This is a genomic window from Nocardioides sp. Z30_9, from assembly GCF_058215735.1.
In genome coordinates, this window is the sequence record NZ_JBZAJF010000002.1 from 1142249 (window position 1) to 1159248 (window position 17000).

Sequence of the window (17000 nt, forward strand, 5' to 3'; positions counted from 1 at the left end):
CGCGAGGTTAGCGGGTCCGTAGCCCGCCGAGCGTGCAGTCGTGCCGGGATCCGTAGGCTGAGTCGGTGCCGTCCCTCCAGGAGCTCGCCCGGGTCCACACCGACCTCTCCGCCGAGGACGTGGAGTGGCTCTCGTTGCTGCTGGCGGACTGGCAGATCGTCGCCGACCTGAGCTTCGCCGACCTGGTGCTGTGGCTGCCGGCGCGCGACGGGTCGGGGTACTGGGCCGGTGGCCAGATGCGCCCCACCACCGGGCCGACCGCGTTCGTCGACGACATCGTCGGCTCGTTCATGGAGGCCGGCAAGCGGCCCCTGCTGGACATGGCACTGCGCGACGGCCGGATCGCGCGCGAGGGCGACCCGGAGTGGCGCGACGACGTGCCCGTGCGGGTCGAGGCGATCCCGGTACGGCGCGGTGATCGGCTGATCGCGGTGGTGGCGCGCAACACCAACCTCCAGGGCGTGCGTACGCCGAGCCGGCTGGAGCTCTCCTACCTGCAGACCGCCAGCGAGCTCTCGCAGATGATCAGCCGCGGCAGCTTCCCGTTCCCCGGGGAGCGCTCGGACCATGCCGACACCGCCCGCGTCGGGGACGGCTTCATCCGCGTGGACGCCACCGGGAGGGTGACCTACGCGAGCCCGAACGCGCTCTCGGTCTACCGCAAGCTCGGCCTGACAGGTGACCTCAGCGGCCAGTCGCTCGCCGATGTCACCCGGGGGCTGATCCCCCCGGCCATGCGCGCGGACGAGGAGACGATCAGTGCCGTGCTCGGCGGGAGGATTCCCCGGGACACCGAGCTCGGGAGCGCGCTCGCCACCGTGGTGCTCCGGGCGATCCCGCTCAGTCCCGAGGGGGAGCACACCGGAGGGCTGGTGCTGCTGCGCGACGTGACCGAGCTGCGGCGTCGCGAGCGGGAGCTGGTCACCAAGGACGCGACCATCCGCGAGATCCACCACCGCGTGAAGAACAACCTGCAGACGGTGGCTGCGCTGCTCCGGCTGCAGGCGCGACGCATCGGCATCCCCGAGGGGCGGGTCGCGCTCGAGGAGGCGGTACGCCGGGTCGGGGCGATCGCGGTCGTCCACGAGACCCTGAGCCAGGCCTTCGACGAGACTGTCGACTTCGATGACGTCACGGACCGGCTCACCCGGCTGGTGACCGACGTCGGGTCGCAGGGGGTCCCGATCCGCACGCGGCGTACCGGGTCGTTCGGTGCGATCAGCTCGGACGCCGCGACGCCGCTGGCGATGGTCTACACCGAGCTGATCCAGAACGCGGTCGAGCACGCCTTCGACGCCGAGCACGGCGGGCTGATCGAGATCTCGTGCGCCCGCGACGGGGACGGCCTGCGCCTGGTCATCGAGGACGACGGCGTGGGGCTGCCCACCGGCTTCGACCTCGAGAAGGCCTCGAGCCTGGGGCTGTCCATCGTGAGCACGCTCGTCGCCGAGCTCGGCGGTGAGATCACCCTCGGGGCGCGCGGTGACGGCCCCGGAACGCGGGTCGCGGTCGTGGTGCCGAACGTTGCCGGCCAGCCGCGCTGACCGGCACTGCCGTGCGTCCGAGTAGGGGTTGGGGAGGCCGCCTCAGGCGGTGCGGACCCGGGCCCGGGCGTTGCGCCGCTTCAGCGCGCGGCGCTCGTCCTCGCTGAGTCCGCCCCACACGCCGTGGTCCTGGCCGGCCTCGAGGGCCCAGGCGAGACACTGCTCGCGCACGTCGCACCTGCGGCACACCTGCTTGGCCTCCTCGATCTGCAGGATCGCAGGACCGGTGTTGCCGATCGGGAAGAACAATTCCGGGTCCTCGTCGAGGCACGCGGAGCGGTGACGCCAATCCATGATTGGGGAACTCCGAACTCTAGCTAGTGAATGATTTCACGATGTGGGCCGGACCCCAAGGTGAGAGGGGGAACGGAAGGGTGATTGTGGTGCGCGCGCGCATCGTCTACCGCAAACGCAACAAAATGATCGTCGCAACTCTGCGCCTCGATGACAAGCCCTTCGGATCGTCAGGTTGGTCACAGAGAGCGACGGAATAGGCTTTCGGTCGTGAGTGAATCCCATCTCCGGCCTCGGGGCGAGGGGTCTGAACCAGATCCCTCGACGAGGTCGCCGTACCCCTTCCATGGTACTCCGGGGCCCCTTGTGGCCGCCGCGGCAATCACGCTGGTCGAAGGCCTGCTGACCTTCGGTTTCGGTGTGGCCGAGCTGTTCAGCCTCGACAGGGACAGGCTCGTGATGGGGCTGACCACCGCGCTGCTGTTCCTCGTGTTCGGGGCCGGACTGGCCGGGTGCGCCTGGGGGCTGAGCCGGGTGCGGACGTGGGCGCGGGGGCCGGTGATGCTGACCCAGATCATCTGCCTCGGGCTCGCGTGGAACTTCCGTGGCGGCGACACGACCTGGGTGGCGGTCGGGTTGCTGGTGCTCGCCGTCGTCGCGCTCGGCGGGCTGCTCCACCGGCGGTCGATCGAGGCGCTCTCCGAGGCCTCCGACGGGCCTAGCTGACCTCGCTCAGCGAGGTGCGCAGCTGCGCGAGGGTGCGGTTGAGCAACCGCGAGACGTGCATCTGCGAGACGCCGATCTCCTCGGCGATCTGGGACTGCGTCATGCCCCGGAAGAACCGCAGCAGCAGGATCCGCTTCTCGCGGGACGGCAGCTGCTCGATCAGGGGCTTGATCGACTCGCGGAGCTCCACGTGGGCGAGCGACTCGTCCTCGCTGCCCAGCGTGTCGAGCATGGTGTTGCCCTGTCCCTCGTCGTCGCTGTCCCCGGCGTCGAGGGACAGCGTGGTGTAGGCGTTGGCGGACTCGAGGCCCTCCATCACCTCCTCCACGGTGATCTCCAGCTTGTCGGCGATCTCACGCGGCGTGGGGGAGCGACCGAGGTCCTGGGCCATCTCGCCGGTGATCGCCCCGATCGACATCCGCAGCTCCTGCAACCGCCGGGGGACGCGGATCGCCCAGCCCTTGTCGCGGAAGTAGCGCTTGATCTCGCCGAGGATCGTGGGCGTGGCATAGGTGGAGAACTCCACGCCGCGAGCAGTGTCGAACCGGTCCACGGACTTGATCAGCCCGATCGTGCCGACCTGGATCAGGTCGTCGAGCGGTTCGCCACGGTTGATGAACCTGCGGGCGCAGTGGTCCACGAGCGGCAGGTGCAGCCGGACCAGCTCGTCGCGGCACACCAGCCGGCGCTCCTCGGAGGTGGCGGGATCCGTGAGCTCGGTGAACAGGGCATGGCTCTGCTCGCGCGTCGAGATCTGGCGAGCGGTCAGCGGCGTACGACGGCGAGGGCCGGAGCCGCCGAGCAGCTCGCGAGGCGACTCCTCGGTGGAGTCGGATACAGGGTCGGACACGTTCAGGCCGCGATGCTTGAGCGCACCGTGAACGAGACCCAGCGCAGCCGCCCCTGACGGCTGGACCGTACGTCGCTGGTCAGGGCGCTGAGGACCTGCCAGCCGAAGCTGTGCTGGTCGGGGTCGGCGTCCTCCAGGGTGTCCGCGGAGACCGCCACGCGGATCGACCCGTCACTGAGGTCGAAGGTGGCGTGCAGGTCGCCTTCAGGGTCGGAGTGCTCCAGGACCAGGGCGCAGGCTTCTCCCACCGCCATGCGCAGGTCCTCGATGTCGTCGAGGGTGAAGTCGAGCCGTGCAGCGAGGCCGGCTGTCGTCATGCGCAGCACGGCGACGTAGGCGCTCTCGGCAGGGAGACGCAGTTCGACGTCGGGGTTGGAACTCACGTGGCTGTCCTCGGGGAAGGGGGCTGAGTGGCACACAGACTAGTGCCGAAGGTCCCGCCGTGTGCAGGGTCCACGGATGCCGCTGTCCGGGCAGCCTGTGACGCCCGGTTCGACGCTTGGTGTGAGTGGGCGCCCGGCCCGGTCAGTGGCTGCCAGCCGAGGTCGGTCCGGGCGACGAGACCGAGCTCCTCGAAGGCGTGCAGCCAGCCGAGCATCGGCCACCTGCCCCAGCGCTGGTGGAAGAGGGTGGCGTTGCGCACGATGTCGTGGAGGTGCTGCACCGGAGGTTCCTGGGTTCGGTGGTGCTGGTGGTAGGCACGCGCGTCGCCGGTCCACCCGAACCGCAGCCCGCGCTGCTCCGCCTGGCGGGCGAAGTCCGTGTCCTCGCCCCCGTAGCCGACGTAGGCCTCGCAGAACCCGCCATCGTGCAGCCACGCGTCCCGGTGCAGGGCGAAGGACAAGGACCAGAACAGGTCCGGATCAGCACCGTGCACGAGCTCGCCGGCTCCCGGTGCGGGGCGAGCCGGATGCGGGTCGTCGTGCTCCTCGGGGTGCCTCAGCTGGTCCTCGGTGAGCCCCGCGGGCAGGTAGGTCACCGGACCGGACCAGATCGTGTCGGGGAAGCGGGTCACCGCACGGTGGTAGCCGGCGACCAGGGTCGCCCCGGCCAGGCAGTCGACGTCGAGGAAGACCAGCGTCGCTGCCCCGCGCTCGAGGGCGGCCGTGGCGCCGAGGTTCCGGGCGGCGGCGAGGGGCAGCGCCTCGGGGTCGGCGTGCATGCTCACCACGTGGGCTCCGGCGTCGGCAGCGTCCCGTTCGAGGACGGGGTCGTCCACGGCCACCACCACGTGGTCCGGGGTGTGGGTCCCGGCCCCGAGGGAGCGCAGCTGACGGGCGAGGTGCGCGTGCCGGCCGTGAGCGATCGTCACCACCGCGACCCCGCTCATCGGGCCGACCTCGAGCCGGAGAGGGCTTCGTCGCCCGCGATCACGCGGGCGAAGCGGTCTGCGGCGAGCCCGTCGCACCAGTGCTGCCACCGGGCGCCGTCGAGCCGGGCGGCCCGCTTCAGGAGGTCCCCCGCACCGGTCTCGGGGAGCCGGGGCACCACGACGACCGGCCAGTCCCCGCGACTGAGCAGGGTCGCCGTCCTCTCCTGCTCCCCGAAGGGGCGTGCCGCCGGGATCACGACGGCGGGACGCCGATGGGCGGCGACGTCCGCGAGCGCGCTCTCACCGGCGTTGGTCACCACGACGTCGGCCTCGCGCAAGCTCGCCGACGGATCCTCCACCCAGCTGTCCGGTCCACCGATGACGGTCCAGCGCCAGTCCGGGGCGTGGGCACGCAGTGTCTCCGCGCTGCCGGCTGCCAATGACGGCCCGCCGCCCTGGCCCTGCAGCACCAGTACGCGGCTGGGGCCGACGCGGGAGCCACCGGCCGGGCGGACGACAGGAAACCGGGAGACGGCCCCGAGGCTGGTGACGCGCCGCGCGATGTCGTCCGGGAGGCCCGGGACCAGCTCGTTCGCGGCCAGCGGGGAGAACGTCACCACCGCCGACGCCACTCGGTAGCCCAGCAGGTGCGCCGGGTCGGTGCGCAACCCGGGGAGCAGCACCGCGACGACCGGGACCCCGTGCAGGCGGACCAGGATCGTGGCCTCGACGGACACGTCGACCACGACCAGCCGCGGCCGCGCGGTCTCCAGCCAGCCCGAGATGGCCGCCGATCTCGCGCGCAGGCCGGTGTCGCCGTACGGGACCCAGTGCAGCTGGCCGCCTGCGGTGACGTCCCCGGGAAGCCGCGCCGTGTCGTCGCGAGGCAGCTCCAGCCACTGACCGCACCACTCGGGCGGTCGGGGGAGCGAGCTCAGGCCGGTGGTGGTCTCGCCCGTCGTCCGCGCCAGTGCCTGCGCCAGCGCCTGTGCCCGGTGGAGGTGTCCGCGGCCGTGGTGGTGGACGTAGTAGCCGATCATCCGGCCACCGCCAGGCCTGCCATCCGCTGGTAGGTGGCCACGTACTCCGAGACCATCCTGGTCAGCGAGAAGTGCTCGTGGATCCGCCGGCGTACGACGCGCCGGTCACGTCTCGAGGCATCGACCAGCGCCGCGGCGAGCCCCTCGACGTCGCCGGCGGCCACGAGCACACCGGTCTCCGGGTCGACGATCTCCGCGAGGGCGCCGCGGTCGTAGGCCGCGACCGGGGTGCCGCACGACATCGCCTCGGCGGCGACGAGGCCGAACGGCTCGTCCCAGTGCGGGGTGACCACCGCGACCGATGCCGACGCCAGCAGGTCTCGGAGCTGGGTCGCGTCGAGGTGCCCCAGGTAGCGCGCTCGCCCGTGCAGCCGGGGGACCACCTCGCGGTCGAAGTAGGCGGGGTCGTGCACGGGGCCCGCGAGGGCGATCGGAAGGCCGGCGAGGGCGGCAGCGTCCAGCGCTTCGTGGGGCGCCTTCTCGGGCACGATCCGGCCGGACCACACGATCCCGGCGCCACCGGGACCCGCCTGCCAGAAGTCGGTGTCGACGCCGTTGTGGATCACCTCCAGCTCGACTGCATGGCTCCAGGCCCGCGACATGCAGCGGCTGACCGCGACGAACCGGCTGTCCGCAGCGGCGAACCGGACCGCGGACTCCAACCAGGGGATCGGCGGGGTGTGCAGCGTCGTCAGCACGGGTACGTCGATGATCTCGCTCATCGCCACGGGGAGGTGGTGCAGGCTGTTGTTGTGCACGACGTCGAACGGGCCGATGCGGCCGCGTGCGAGGCCGAGCATCAGGTCCAGGTAGACGTGGTGCTCCTCCATCCACGCCTGGGGTGTCGTCCCCACGTCGGCGCGTGCGGCCGGACTCATCGAGAACGGGGCCAGCGGCAGCTCCGTCGCGCCGAGCCGGGGGTCGGAGCCCGGAGACGCGAACAGGCTGACCCGGTGTCCGTCTCGGAGCAGCTCCCGTGCCAGGGCGTGGGTGTGCGCCTCGAGACCTCCCATGAACGGCTCCCGCACCGGGAACCGGGAGGAGGCGATCAGGCAGATGCGCAGTCGCCGGCTCATGCCAACGACCGGTAGAGGGCTCGGTGCGCCTGCGCCACCTGCTCGCGCTGACGCCGGCGTTCCCCGACGCTGACGGGCCGGGGCGGACCCTGGTCGTAGGCGTCGTACAGGGCCTGGCGCAGACTGCGCTCGTCGAAGCGCTCCTCGTCGAGGTGGTAGCCGTGCACCGGTCCCTGCTCGGCGAAGAACCCGCACGTCGGAGCGACCACGGCGGTGCCGAGGTCCCGGCACGCCTCCAGCCAGCCGGAGTGGGTCCCGAACCGGTAGGGCAGGACCGAGACGTCGAGCGAATCGAGGTAGTCCCACAGCCGCGCGTCACTCATGAAGTCGTGGACGTGGAGCTTGAGCTCACCGCGGCCCTGTGCCGTGCGCAGGTACGCCGTCAGGGCGGCGTCGGCCCGGGCACCGCCGGGCTCGAGGACGTCGCGGTGCCCGTTGACCTGGAGGACCGCGCCGGGGAGGTCGCGCACGGTGCGCACCAGCGTCGGCAGGATCGCCAGCGGGTCCATGCTCGCGCGCAGGCTCTTCACGTGCAGACCCACCCGGAAGGTCGAACGCTTCTCCGGGACGGCCCGGGCGACGCGCGCCATGGTCTCGAGCTCGACCACGTGCGGGTGGGGGAGGACGACGGGCTTGCGGCCCCAGCGACGCTCGATCTCCGCAGCGGCTCCCGGTGTCAGCGTCAGGACCGCATCTGCCTGCCGGACCAGGACCTCGAGCTGGGCGTCGTGCAGCCCCGGCTGCTCGTGGTGGGGGTTGCGCAGGTCGTGCGCGGTGTAGACGAACGGACGCCCCTTGGCGTGCACCGCGTCGACGATGTCGCGCAGGGACTCCGGTGACCAGGCGTCGAAGCCGAACTGGACGTGGAAGACGTCGAAGTCGTGGACCGAGATCCACTCCGGACAGAGCATCACCGGCGGCCACCACCGTTGTTCGGTGGAACGCTGGGGACAGTCCGGATCGGGGTCACGGAGCCGGACGACACCGTCGGGGTGCTCAGGGGCGATGTGCCGGACGTAGACGTGGGCAGCCGGCACCGAGGCCACCGTCGTCACCCTCTCGGACGGTGGGGAGAACTCCTCGGAGCGTGGGGCCCGGACGAGCCCGGTCATGCAGGTGGTGAGGTGGTCGAGCCGTTCATGGAGCGGGAGTACCCGCACTCCGTCGGGACAAGCACCCGCAGAGAACCACGACGCCGCCCCGGTCCGCGACGTACGTGCGGAGGGACGGCGTCCTGTGGTGCCCTGTTTCAGACCATGAAGGCCTGAACGAAGTTCAGGCCTTCTTGGTCGCCCAGAAGATCTCGGCGATGTCGTCGATCTTGGCGAGCAGCTCGTCGGCCTTGGCGGCGTCGAGCTCACCCTTGGTGCCGGAGGCGCCGGCGAGCTTGGTGGCCTCGTTGACGAGCTGGTGGAGCTGGGGGTACTTCTCGAAGTGCGGGGGCTTGAAGTAGTCGGTCCACAGCACCCACAGGTGGTGCTTGACCAGCTCGGAGCGCTGCTCCTTGATCAGGATGGCGCGGGTGCGGAAGTCGGGGTCGTCGTTGTCCGCGACCTTGGCGATGATCGCCTTGATCGACTCGGCCTCGATGCGGGCCTGGGCCGGGTCGTAGACACCGCACGGAAGATCGCAGTGGGCGGAAACCTCGATGGTCGGTGCGAACAGCTTGTTCATCAGCATCCGGGGTGGTTCCTCTCGCAGATGTGTCAAGGACGGCGCTGGGACTCCGGCGCCTGGCTGGCTGCGACACTACTCCCGACCGCGAGTCCGGCTCCAGAGGGAGGTAGACGTGACCGCGATGCGGATGAGCAGGATCGTGCACCGGTTCCTACCCGGAGGTCGGTCTCCTCATGCACGCACACCCAGACAGCTCGGTCTTGCGGTGGTCCGGGGCCGGTCGATGACGCCCACGGTTCACGACAGGGACCGGTTGCTGGTGCTGCACGGGGCCGCCCCCCGCGCCGGCCGGTTGGCGGTGGTCCGGTTCGCCGACGGGATCGTCGCGGTGAAGCGTCTGGACCACCTGGCCCCCGAGGGCTGGTGGGTCACCCGTGACAACCCGCTGGAGGGACGCGACTCGTGGTCCGGGGGTGCGATCCCCGAGGGCGGCGTACTCGCCATGGTGCTGCTGCGGGTGTGGCCGCGGCCCGGGCGTCTGGCCGACCCTCCGGGACCTGTGGGACGATGACCGACGGGACACCCCCGCGCACCGTTGCGATTCCGCGGCCTCACACCTGCCCGCGTCGACTCGCCCCGGCCAGCCCACACCACCCATATTCGCCCCTCCGCCCAAGGAATGCTGTCCATGGTTGCTCCCGAACACCGCTCTGATCTCGACGAGGCCCGCCGCCAGGACCCCGTCTTCGCCCTGCACCTCGGCGGCAAGATGGAGGTCGCCTCCCGGGTGGCCCTCAACGGCCCCGAGGACCTCTCGCTGGCCTACACCCCCGGCGTGGCCCGGGTGTGCGAGGCGATCGCCGCCGACCCCAGCCTCACCGACGACTACACCTGGGTCCCGAACACCGTGGCCGTGGTCACCGACGGGACCGCGGTCCTGGGTCTCGGTGACATCGGCCCGCGCGCCGCGATGCCGGTGATGGAGGGCAAGGCCGTGCTGTTCAAGCAGTTCGGTGGCGTCGACGCCGTGCCGATCTGCCTGGACACCGTCGACGTGGACGAGATCGTGGAGACCGTGGTCCGGCTCGCCCCGAGCTTCGGCGGGATCAACCTCGAGGACATCTCGGCACCGCGGTGCTTCGAGATCGAGGAGCGGCTCAAGCAGCGCCTCGACATCCCCGTCTTCCACGACGACCAGCACGGTACGGCGGTCGTGGTGCTCGCCGCGCTGGAGAACGCACTGCGCCTGACCGGCCGGCTGATGGAGACCACGCGGGTCGTCGTCTCCGGGGCCGGCGCCGCGGGCGTGGCCGTGACGCGGATCCTGCTCGCCGCGGGCCTCAAGGACGTCTCGGTCCTGGACCGGTCCGGTGTGCTCGCCTCGGCGCGCGGCCCGCTCAACGACTCCAAGCTCGCGCTCGCCGCGATCACCGCCGACCTCACCGGCCGCACCGGCTCGCTCGCCGACGTGATGGCCGGTGCCGACGTCTACATCGGTCTCTCGGGCGGCACGGTGCCCGAGGAGATCGTCGCGACGATGGCGCCGGACGCGATCATCTTCGGGCTCGCCAACCCGATGCCGGAGGTGCACCCCGACGTGGCCCACCGGCACGCACGGATCGTGGCCACGGGACGCTCCGACTTCCCGAACCAGATCAACAACGTGCTCGCGTTCCCGGGGATCTTCCGTGGTGCCTTCGACGCCCGGGCCCGCGCGATCACCGAGGGGATGAAGCTGGCGGCAGCCGACGCGCTGGCGGCGATCGTCTCCGACGAGCTCCGCGAGGACCTGATCATCCCCTCGCCCTTCGACCCCAGGGTCGGACCGGCCGTTGCAGCGGCCGTGGCGGAGGCTGCGCGGCGCGACGGGGTTGCCAAACGCTGAGTGTGCGCCGCTAGGGTCGGTACATGTTCGCTGTCTACGCAGAGTCCTTCTCCACCGACAACCCGCTCGACGGCCTCGTCCTCGGGGAGCGACCCGAGCCCGAGGTGCCCGACGGGTGGACCACGGTCACCGTCAAGGCGGCCTCGCTGAACCACCACGACCTGTGGTCGTTGCGCGGGGTCGGGCTGAAGGAGGATGCGCTGCCGATGATCCTCGGCTGCGACGCCGCCGGTCTCGACGAGGACGGCAACGAGGTCGTCGTGCACGCGGTGATCAGCGACCCGGCGTGGACCGGTGACCAGACCCTCGACCCGAAGCGGTCGCTGCTCAGCGAGCGGCACCCGGGCACCTTCGGCGACTTGGTGGCGGTGCCGCGGCGCAACGTGATCGCCAAGCCCGAGTCGCTCTCCTTCGAGGAGGCGGCCTGCCTGCCGACCGCGTGGCTGACGGCGTACCGGATGCTCTTCACCCAGGGCGGCCTCAAGGCCGGCGACAGCGTGCTGGTCCAGGGCGCCGGCGGCGGGGTCGCCACCGCCCTGATCACCCTGGCCAGGGCCGGCGGGCTGCGCGTCTTCGCGACCAGCCGTGACGAGGGCAAGCGCGCCAAGGCCCTCGAGCTCGGTGCCCACGAGGTCTTCGAGTCCGGTGCCCGGCTGCCGATGAAGGTGGACGCGGTGATGGAGACAGTCGGCAAGGCCACCTGGTCGCACTCCATCCGGGCCCTGCGCCCGGGCGGCGCGATCGTCATCTCCGGGACCACCTCGGGCCCGAAGCTCGACGACGCCGAGCTCACCCGGATCTTCTTCCTCCAGCTGCGCGTGATCGGCTCCACCATGGGCACCAGTGACGAGCTCGCCTCCCTGGTCAACCTGCTGGACTCCAGCGGTGCCCGGCCGCTGATCGACCGCACCCTGCCGATGGAGAAGGCCAAGGACGGGTTCGCTGCGATGGCGGAGGGCGACGTCTTCGGCAAGATCGTTTTCACCCGCTGATGAGCACCCACCTGCTCACCGGTGCCGGATCCGGCATCGGTGAGGTGATCGCCGACGCCCTGCGGGACCGCGGCGACACGCTCGTCCTGGTGGCCCGCTCGCAGGAGCGCGCCGACGCGCTCGCCGACCGCTACCCGGGAGCGACGGTGGGCGTCGCCGACCTCGCCGACCCGGAGTCGATCGAGGGGCTCACGCTGCCGGCGGAGCTGGACTCGGTGGTGCACGCGGCCGGTGGCGTGGACCTCGGCCGGGTCGAGGAGCTGAGCGTCGCGCAGTGGCGCGCCCAGCTCGACGTCAACCTGCTCGCGCCCGCCGTGCTCACCCGGCTCGCCCTGCCCGCGCTGCGCGCCAGTCGCGGGACTGTGGTCTTCCTCAACTCCGGGGCCGGCCTGCGCGCCAACCCGCAGTGGGCCGCCTACGCGGCCTCCAAGCACGGCCTGCGCGCGCTCGCCGACTCGCTGCGGGCCGAGGAGCTCGGGAACGGGGTCCGGGTGACCAGCGTCTACCCCGGCCGCACGGCCACCCCGATGCAGCGCAAGGTGCACGAGCAGGAGGGCAAGGAGTACGCCGCCCAGGACTGGGTCCAGCCCGGGACCGTCGCGGACGTCGTCCTGCACGTGCTCGACCTCCCGCGCGACGCCACCATCCCCGACGTCACGGTGAGCCCCGGCCCCTGACCGATCGCCCCTGATCGGCCGACCGGGTCAGCGGGGCTGGTCCGAGCGCCAGTGCAGCGCGCCCACCAGCAGCATCCGCAGCTGCGTGCGGGCCTGCTCGGCGATCACCGCGTCGGCGCCCGGGCGGGCGCTCAGGATGGCCTCGGCGGTGCCGATCATCGAGTTCACGATCAGGTTCGACAGCACCCGCAGGTCCTCGGTGGACCAGAAGGCCGGGTCCGTCAGCCGGGCGAGGTCGGCGGCGAGCTCCCGCTCGACGAGCTCGATCTGGTGCCGGATGGCGGCACGGACGGCGGGGGGACCCGCGACCTTCTCGCGGAAGATGAACGCGAAGTGGTCGTGCTGGGAGTGCACGTGCTCGACCAGCAGGTCCACCGAGCTGTCGATGATGTCCTGGTAGTCCGGGTCGCTGCGGCGGGTGTCGCGCAGCATCTCGCGCAGGGACCCGAAGGACTCCTCGACGAGGGCGAGCCCGAGGTCCTCGATGGAGTCGAAGTGGCGGTAGAACGCGGTCGGCACGATGCCGACCGCCTTGCTCACCTGGCGCAGCGACAGCGCCACCAGGCTGCTGTCCTCGCACAGCTCGAGGGTTGCGTCCAGCAGCGCGCGCCGGGTGCGCTCCTTGCGCTCCCCGCGCGACTCGGCGTGGACGGCGCTCTCCATGCCTTCGACCCTACTGGTCTTCTCGCCGGGTGGACGGTCGTGCTCCATCTCAGGCGGCAGCCGCCCGGGGTGTTGGGCGTCACGCGACGCTTGTCTTGACCCTCGTCGTCGCAGCCCGCAGACTTTTGAGTGAACACATGTTCACTCAAACTACCTTTAACGGAGGCGTGCGACATGACGATCGCCGAACGCATCCTCGGCTCACGAGCGCTGGCAGCGCTGACCTCGCCCCACAGCGTGGACCGCTACCTCGAGCAGATCAACCCGATGTGGGCGGCCACGGAGGTTCGCGCCCGGATCGTCTCGATCGAGCGCGAGACCGACGGGGAGAACCCCGTCGCCACGATCACCCTGCAGCCGACCAGCACCTGGCGCGGTCACCGGGCCGGCCAGTACGTCCAGGTCGGCGTGGAGATCAACGGGGCCCGGCGTACGACGCGGTGCTTCTCGATCTCCTCGGCCGAGTCCAACCCCGGCGAGCAGTTCTCGATCACCGTGCGGGCCCACGAGGAGGTCCGCCCGGGACAGCAGCGGGTCAGCAAGTTCCTGGTGTGCGAGGCCCAGCCGGGCGAGATCGTGCACCTGAGCCAGGCCGAGGGTCGGTTCACCCTGACCGAGAGCCCGGCGACCCCGACGAACAACGAGCTGCTGATGATCTCGGGCGGCTCCGGCATCACCCCGGTGATGTCGCAGATCCGCACTCTGCTCCGCGACGGGTACGACGGCAGGGCGAACCGCAAGAAGGTCACGTTCCTGCACTACGCCCGCTCCCGTGAGGACCAGATCTTCGCCGAGGAGCTGAACCGGATCGCCTGGCAGGACAACGGGATCGACGTGCACACGCGCTACGGCGAGAACTTCACCGCGGAGTCGCTGGCCAGGCTGGTGCCGAACTTCCGCGACACCGACACCTGGGCGTGCGGGCCGGCACCGATGATGTCGCTGGTCGCCGAGGCGTACGGCGACTCGCCGCGGCTGCGCACCGAGTTCTTCAAGATCTCGACAGGTCAACCCGTCGACGGTGACTCCGCCGACGGCGAGGTCTCCTTCTCCCGCAGCGGGACGACCGCCCCCAACTCCGGTGCCTCGTTGCTCGAGCAGGCCGAGGAGCAGGGCCTGAGCCCGGAGTACGGCTGCCGGATGGGGATCTGCTTCTCCTGCGTCGCCCGCAAGAGCGAGGGCACCGTGCGCAACGTCCTCACCGGCGAGGAGTCCTCCCTGCCCGACGAGGAGATCCGCGTCTGCGTCTCCGCCCCCGTCGGCAGCTGCTCCATCGATCTCTGATCGACACCCCAGACCCACCGAAAGGATTCGACATGACCATCACCACCGACGCGCCCACCAAGCAGGCGCCCACGAAGACCGACAACAAGCTGACGTCCGAGCAGATCGAGGCGTTCGGCGACGAGATCGACGCGATCCGGCAGCGGATCATCGGCCAGCTCGGCGACGAGGACGCGGACTACATTCGCGGCATCGTCAAGAAGCAGCGCCAGCTCGAGGTCGCCGGACGCGCCCTGATGTACCTGCCCCCGGCCTGGCCGCTCGCCGTCGCCGCCCTGAGCGTGTCCAAGATCCTGGACAACATGGAGATCGGGCACAACGTGATGCACGGCCAGTACGACTGGATGGGCGACCCGGGCCTGAACTCGCGGATGTACGACTGGGACAACGTCTGCCCCCGCGACCAGTGGAAGTACTCGCACAACTACATCCACCACACCTTCACCAACATCCTCGGCAAGGACCGTGACATCGGCTACGGGATCCTGCGGATGGACGAGGACCAGAAGTGGCACCCGTACTACCTGGGCAACCCGGTCTACGCGACGCTGCTGATGATCTTCTTCGAGTGGGGCGTGGCGATGCACGACCTCGAGGTCGAGAACATCGTCAAGGGCAAGCGCTCCCTCGAGGACAACAAGCCGCTCTACCCGGGCCTGCTGCGCAAGGTCCGCAACCAGGCGCTGAAGGACTACGTGCTGTTCCCGGCGCTGACCGGTCCGCTGTTCCCGCTGACCTTCGCCGGCAACGCGACCGCGAACCTCGTCCGCAACGTGTGGGCCTTCAACATCATCTTCTGCGGCCACTTCCCGGCCGGGGTGGCGACCTTCACCGAGGAGGAGTGCGAGGACGAGTCCCGCGGCCACTGGTACTACCGCCAGCTGCTCGGGTCGGCCAACATCACCGGCGGCAAGCTGTTCCACATCATGACCGGGAACCTCTCGCACCAGATCGAGCACCACCTCTTCCCCGACCTGCCGGCGCGCCGCTACCCCGAGATCGCCGAGGAGGTCCGGGAGATCTGCCAGCGCTACGGGCTCGACTACAACACCGGGCCCCTGGGCAAGCAGCTGTTCAGCGTGGCGAAGAAGATCTGCAGGTTCGCGCTGCCCGGGGCCCGCAACAACGCCCCCGAGCACGGGACCAAGGTGTCGCAGGACATGGCCGCGTGAGAGCGAACCTGAGAGACTTCCGGGCATGGTGAACCGACCGATGAACGACAGGCTCAGCAAGGCGGAGATCCGCAAGGACGCGTTGCAGGACGGTGTCACCGCAGCGAGCCAGGCCGTCGGCAGCGTTGCGACCATCATCACCGGGGCCGTCGGCGACATCGCCCGGACCGTGGGTGGGTTCGCGACCGAGATCTTCGAGATCCGCGACTCGGTCCGCAAGGCCGGTCGAGACCACATCCGCGCCGTTCCCGACGAGCCGGAGCTCTCCGCCGGCCCGGCGGGCCGGGTGGCGGGCGAGGGTCAGCCGAAGGACATCTGAAAGTCGCTCATCCGCGCCGACGCGAGGGGTCGCTTGCCTGCCAGCCAGGCGAGCGGCCCCGCTGCGTTGAAGTCCCAGGTGCCGTGGGCGGGGAACGCCTTGGCGCTGCCCTTGATGTGCGCGACGACCTCTCGGTCGGCGCCGGGCTCGTCGGCGGCACGCTGCTGCCAGGTGGATCCCTTGAACGGGACCCGCGGGACGTTGCGGGAGACGTCGGTGAACCGCGCCGAGGCGATCGGGGTGCCCTCGAGGCTGGTGCTCCACGACGTGCGCTGCACCCGGCCCCCACTGGTGGTCTGCTCGAAGTCGCACAGGTCCTTCGGGATCGCCCACAGTGCCCGGCCGCCCTCCATGGAGTCGGGCGAGTCGACCCAGATGTCGGTGATGTTGACGCGTCGGCCGCCGGCCTCGCTGACGACGTGGGCGACGAGGAGCTCGGAGTAGGTCAGCGGGCTCGGCGTCTCGTAGGAGACCAGTGCGACGCCGTACACCCCGGGCCGGCGGTCGGGGTGGTCGTCCTTGCGGACGCGGAACAGGGACAACCAGAGCTGGCCGTGCATGTTCCACGGCGCGGGGGGATAGGTCATGCGCAGACTCTAGGGGGAACCTGTTCTAGCCGACGCGGAGGTCCGGTGCCCGGAACGTACGCCGGTACTCGGCCGGGGCCACGCCCACGGCCGTCCCGAAGTGGTGGCGCAGCAGCGCCGCCGATCCGAATCCGGACCGCTGCGCGACCGTCTCCACGGGGAGGTCGCTGCTCTCCAGCAGGGTCCGCGCGTGGTGCAGCCGCTGGGCCAGCAGCCACTTGCCCGGTGTGGTGCCGGTCTCGGCTGTGAACCGCCGTGCGAAGGTGCGCTCGGACATCGCGGCCCTGGCGGCCAGCGCCCGGACCGGCTGTTCCTCGGCGAGGTGCTCCCGCATCCAGGTCAGCAGCGGAGCCAGGCTGTCGGCCTCACAGGTGGGCACCGGGAGGTCGATGTACTGACGCTGCCCTCCGTCGCGCTGTGGGGGCACCACCATCCGGCGGGCGATCCGGGTCGCCACCGCCGCCCCGAGCTCGCACCTGACGTGGTGCAGGCAGGCATCGATGCCGGCAGCGGTGCCGGCACTGGTGATCACCCGGTCGTCCTCGACGAACAAGACGTCGGGGTCGACCGTGGCGGAGGGGAAGAGTCGCGCGAGGTCGGCCGCGTGGCGCCAGTGCGTGGTGCACGAGCGGCCGTCCAGGAGACCGGCCGCACCCAGCAGGAAGGCACCGGAGCAGACGGAGAGCACCCAGGCGCCGCGTGCGTGGGCACGGCGGAAGACCTCCAACAGCGGCTCGGAGAGTGGCGCGGAGAGGTCGTAGGCGGTCGCGATCACCAGGTCGGCGTCCTCGGCGGCCTCGAGGCCGTGCGGGGTCGTCATCGTGATCCCGTTGCTCAGCTGCAGCGGAGCGCCCGGGTGCTCGGAGCAGGCGCGGAAGTCGATCGGGGGGACACCGTCGTCGGTCCGGTCGACACCGAAGATCTCGGTGACCACGCCGAGTTCGAACATCATCGGCCCGGGCGGGACGACCAGGGCGACGCGAGAAAGGGGCATGACCTCGAGTATGGCAGGAGTGTGGCAG

Annotated in this window: 20 protein-coding genes; 9 read left to right on the forward strand and 11 right to left on the reverse strand. The window is 70.7% G+C overall.

What is annotated here, in order from left to right:
• Positions 1-65: 65 nt before the first annotated feature.
• Positions 66-1544, forward strand: a complete 1479-nt coding sequence (locus AC4BGB_RS16255) for a sensor histidine kinase (protein ID WP_490547926.1) — start codon at positions 66-68, stop codon at positions 1542-1544.
• A 42-nt stretch (positions 1545-1586) separates the two neighbouring features.
• Here the strand turns inward: AC4BGB_RS16255 and AC4BGB_RS16260 are convergent, their stop codons facing one another.
• Complete coding sequence (locus tag AC4BGB_RS16260; protein ID WP_027863177.1) at positions 1587-1838, reverse strand: WhiB family transcriptional regulator; 252 nt, start codon at positions 1836-1838, stop codon at positions 1587-1589.
• Positions 1839-2144: 306 nt separating this feature from the next.
• Between AC4BGB_RS16260 and AC4BGB_RS16265 the strand changes: the two genes are divergently transcribed.
• Positions 2145-2504 (forward strand): hypothetical protein, encoded by a 360-nt coding sequence (locus AC4BGB_RS16265; RefSeq protein WP_490547927.1) that lies wholly within the window; start codon positions 2145-2147, stop codon positions 2502-2504.
• Here the strand turns inward: AC4BGB_RS16265 and AC4BGB_RS16270 are convergent.
• The 7 genes from AC4BGB_RS16270 to sodN form a co-directional block, all read right to left on the reverse strand.
• Positions 2497-3354: an RNA polymerase sigma factor SigF gene (locus AC4BGB_RS16270; protein ID WP_490547928.1), complete on the reverse strand. Its 858-nt coding sequence runs from the start codon at positions 3352-3354 to the stop codon at positions 2497-2499. The two genes, AC4BGB_RS16265 and AC4BGB_RS16270, sit on opposite strands and share 8 nt — an antisense overlap.
• 2 nt (positions 3355-3356) lie before the next feature.
• Entirely contained in the window at positions 3357-3737 is a 381-nt protein-coding gene (locus AC4BGB_RS16275) for an ATP-binding protein (protein WP_490547929.1), read from the reverse strand.
• Positions 3734-4684, reverse strand: coding sequence for a glycosyltransferase family 2 protein (locus AC4BGB_RS16280; protein ID WP_490547930.1), 951 nt, complete (start codon positions 4682-4684; stop codon positions 3734-3736). Before AC4BGB_RS16280 ends, AC4BGB_RS16275 begins: the two co-directional genes overlap by 4 nt.
• Positions 4681-5706: a glycosyltransferase family protein gene (locus tag AC4BGB_RS16285; RefSeq protein WP_490547931.1), complete on the reverse strand. Its 1026-nt coding sequence runs from the start codon at positions 5704-5706 to the stop codon at positions 4681-4683. The genes AC4BGB_RS16280 and AC4BGB_RS16285 overlap by 4 nt, the downstream gene beginning before the upstream one ends.
• Positions 5703-6782 carry a glycosyltransferase gene (locus tag AC4BGB_RS16290; protein ID WP_490547932.1) on the reverse strand — a complete coding sequence of 360 codons (1080 nt, stop codon included), beginning with the start codon at positions 6780-6782 and terminating at the stop codon, positions 5703-5705. Before AC4BGB_RS16290 ends, AC4BGB_RS16285 begins: the two co-directional genes overlap by 4 nt.
• Positions 6779-7894, reverse strand: coding sequence for a glycosyltransferase (locus tag AC4BGB_RS16295; protein ID WP_490547934.1), 1116 nt, complete (start codon positions 7892-7894; stop codon positions 6779-6781). The genes AC4BGB_RS16290 and AC4BGB_RS16295 overlap by 4 nt, the downstream gene beginning before the upstream one ends.
• Before the next feature lie 163 nt (positions 7895-8057).
• Positions 8058-8456, reverse strand: a complete 399-nt coding sequence (sodN, locus tag AC4BGB_RS16300; protein ID WP_490547935.1) for a superoxide dismutase, Ni — start codon at positions 8454-8456, stop codon at positions 8058-8060.
• 142 nt (positions 8457-8598) lie between these two features.
• On the opposite strand from sodN, the gene AC4BGB_RS16305 reads away from it, so the two are divergent.
• The 4 genes from AC4BGB_RS16305 to AC4BGB_RS16320 all read left to right on the forward strand — a co-directional run bounded on the left by AC4BGB_RS16305 (position 8599) and on the right by AC4BGB_RS16320 (position 11953).
• Positions 8599-8970 carry a S24 family peptidase gene (locus tag AC4BGB_RS16305; RefSeq protein WP_490548455.1) on the forward strand — a complete coding sequence of 124 codons (372 nt, stop codon included), beginning with the start codon at positions 8599-8601 and terminating at the stop codon, positions 8968-8970.
• Positions 8971-9087: 117 nt separating this feature from the next.
• Positions 9088-10284, forward strand: coding sequence for an NAD(P)-dependent malic enzyme (locus AC4BGB_RS16310; RefSeq protein ID WP_490547936.1), 1197 nt, complete (start codon positions 9088-9090; stop codon positions 10282-10284).
• Between the two features lie 23 nt (positions 10285-10307).
• The gene (locus AC4BGB_RS16315) at positions 10308-11276 is read left to right on the forward strand and encodes a zinc-binding dehydrogenase (protein ID WP_490547937.1); all 969 of its coding nucleotides are present in this window, start codon (positions 10308-10310) and stop codon (positions 11274-11276) included.
• On the forward strand, positions 11276-11953 hold the full coding sequence (locus AC4BGB_RS16320; protein WP_490547938.1) for an SDR family oxidoreductase: 678 nt from the start codon (positions 11276-11278) through the stop codon (positions 11951-11953). Before AC4BGB_RS16315 ends, AC4BGB_RS16320 begins: the two co-directional genes overlap by 1 nt.
• A gap of 27 nt (positions 11954-11980) precedes the next feature.
• Here AC4BGB_RS16320 and AC4BGB_RS16325 read toward each other — a convergent pair whose 3' ends face one another.
• Positions 11981-12616 (reverse strand): TetR family transcriptional regulator, encoded by a 636-nt coding sequence (locus AC4BGB_RS16325; RefSeq protein ID WP_490547940.1) that lies wholly within the window; start codon positions 12614-12616, stop codon positions 11981-11983.
• 174 nt (positions 12617-12790) lie between these two features.
• Between AC4BGB_RS16325 and AC4BGB_RS16330 the strand changes: the two genes are divergently transcribed.
• The 3 genes from AC4BGB_RS16330 to AC4BGB_RS16340 are packed head-to-tail and all read left to right on the forward strand — an operon-like array spanning position 12791 to position 15391.
• Positions 12791-13900, forward strand: coding sequence for a ferredoxin reductase (locus AC4BGB_RS16330; protein ID WP_490547941.1), 1110 nt, complete (start codon positions 12791-12793; stop codon positions 13898-13900).
• 32 nt (positions 13901-13932) lie between these two features.
• A complete protein-coding gene (locus AC4BGB_RS16335) occupies positions 13933-15072 on the forward strand; it encodes a fatty acid desaturase family protein (protein ID WP_490547942.1) in 1140 nt (379 codons plus the stop codon).
• Between the two features lie 25 nt (positions 15073-15097).
• A complete protein-coding gene (locus AC4BGB_RS16340) occupies positions 15098-15391 on the forward strand; it encodes a hypothetical protein (protein ID WP_490547943.1) in 294 nt (97 codons plus the stop codon).
• Here the strand turns inward: AC4BGB_RS16340 and AC4BGB_RS16345 are convergent.
• The gene (locus AC4BGB_RS16345) at positions 15373-15978 is read right to left on the reverse strand and encodes an acetoacetate decarboxylase family protein (protein WP_490547944.1); all 606 of its coding nucleotides are present in this window, start codon (positions 15976-15978) and stop codon (positions 15373-15375) included. The genes AC4BGB_RS16340 and AC4BGB_RS16345 overlap by 19 nt on opposite strands.
• A gap of 25 nt (positions 15979-16003) precedes the next feature.
• Entirely contained in the window at positions 16004-16972 is a 969-nt protein-coding gene (locus tag AC4BGB_RS16350; RefSeq protein WP_490547946.1) for a helix-turn-helix domain-containing protein, read from the reverse strand.
• Positions 16973-17000 lie beyond the last annotated feature (28 nt).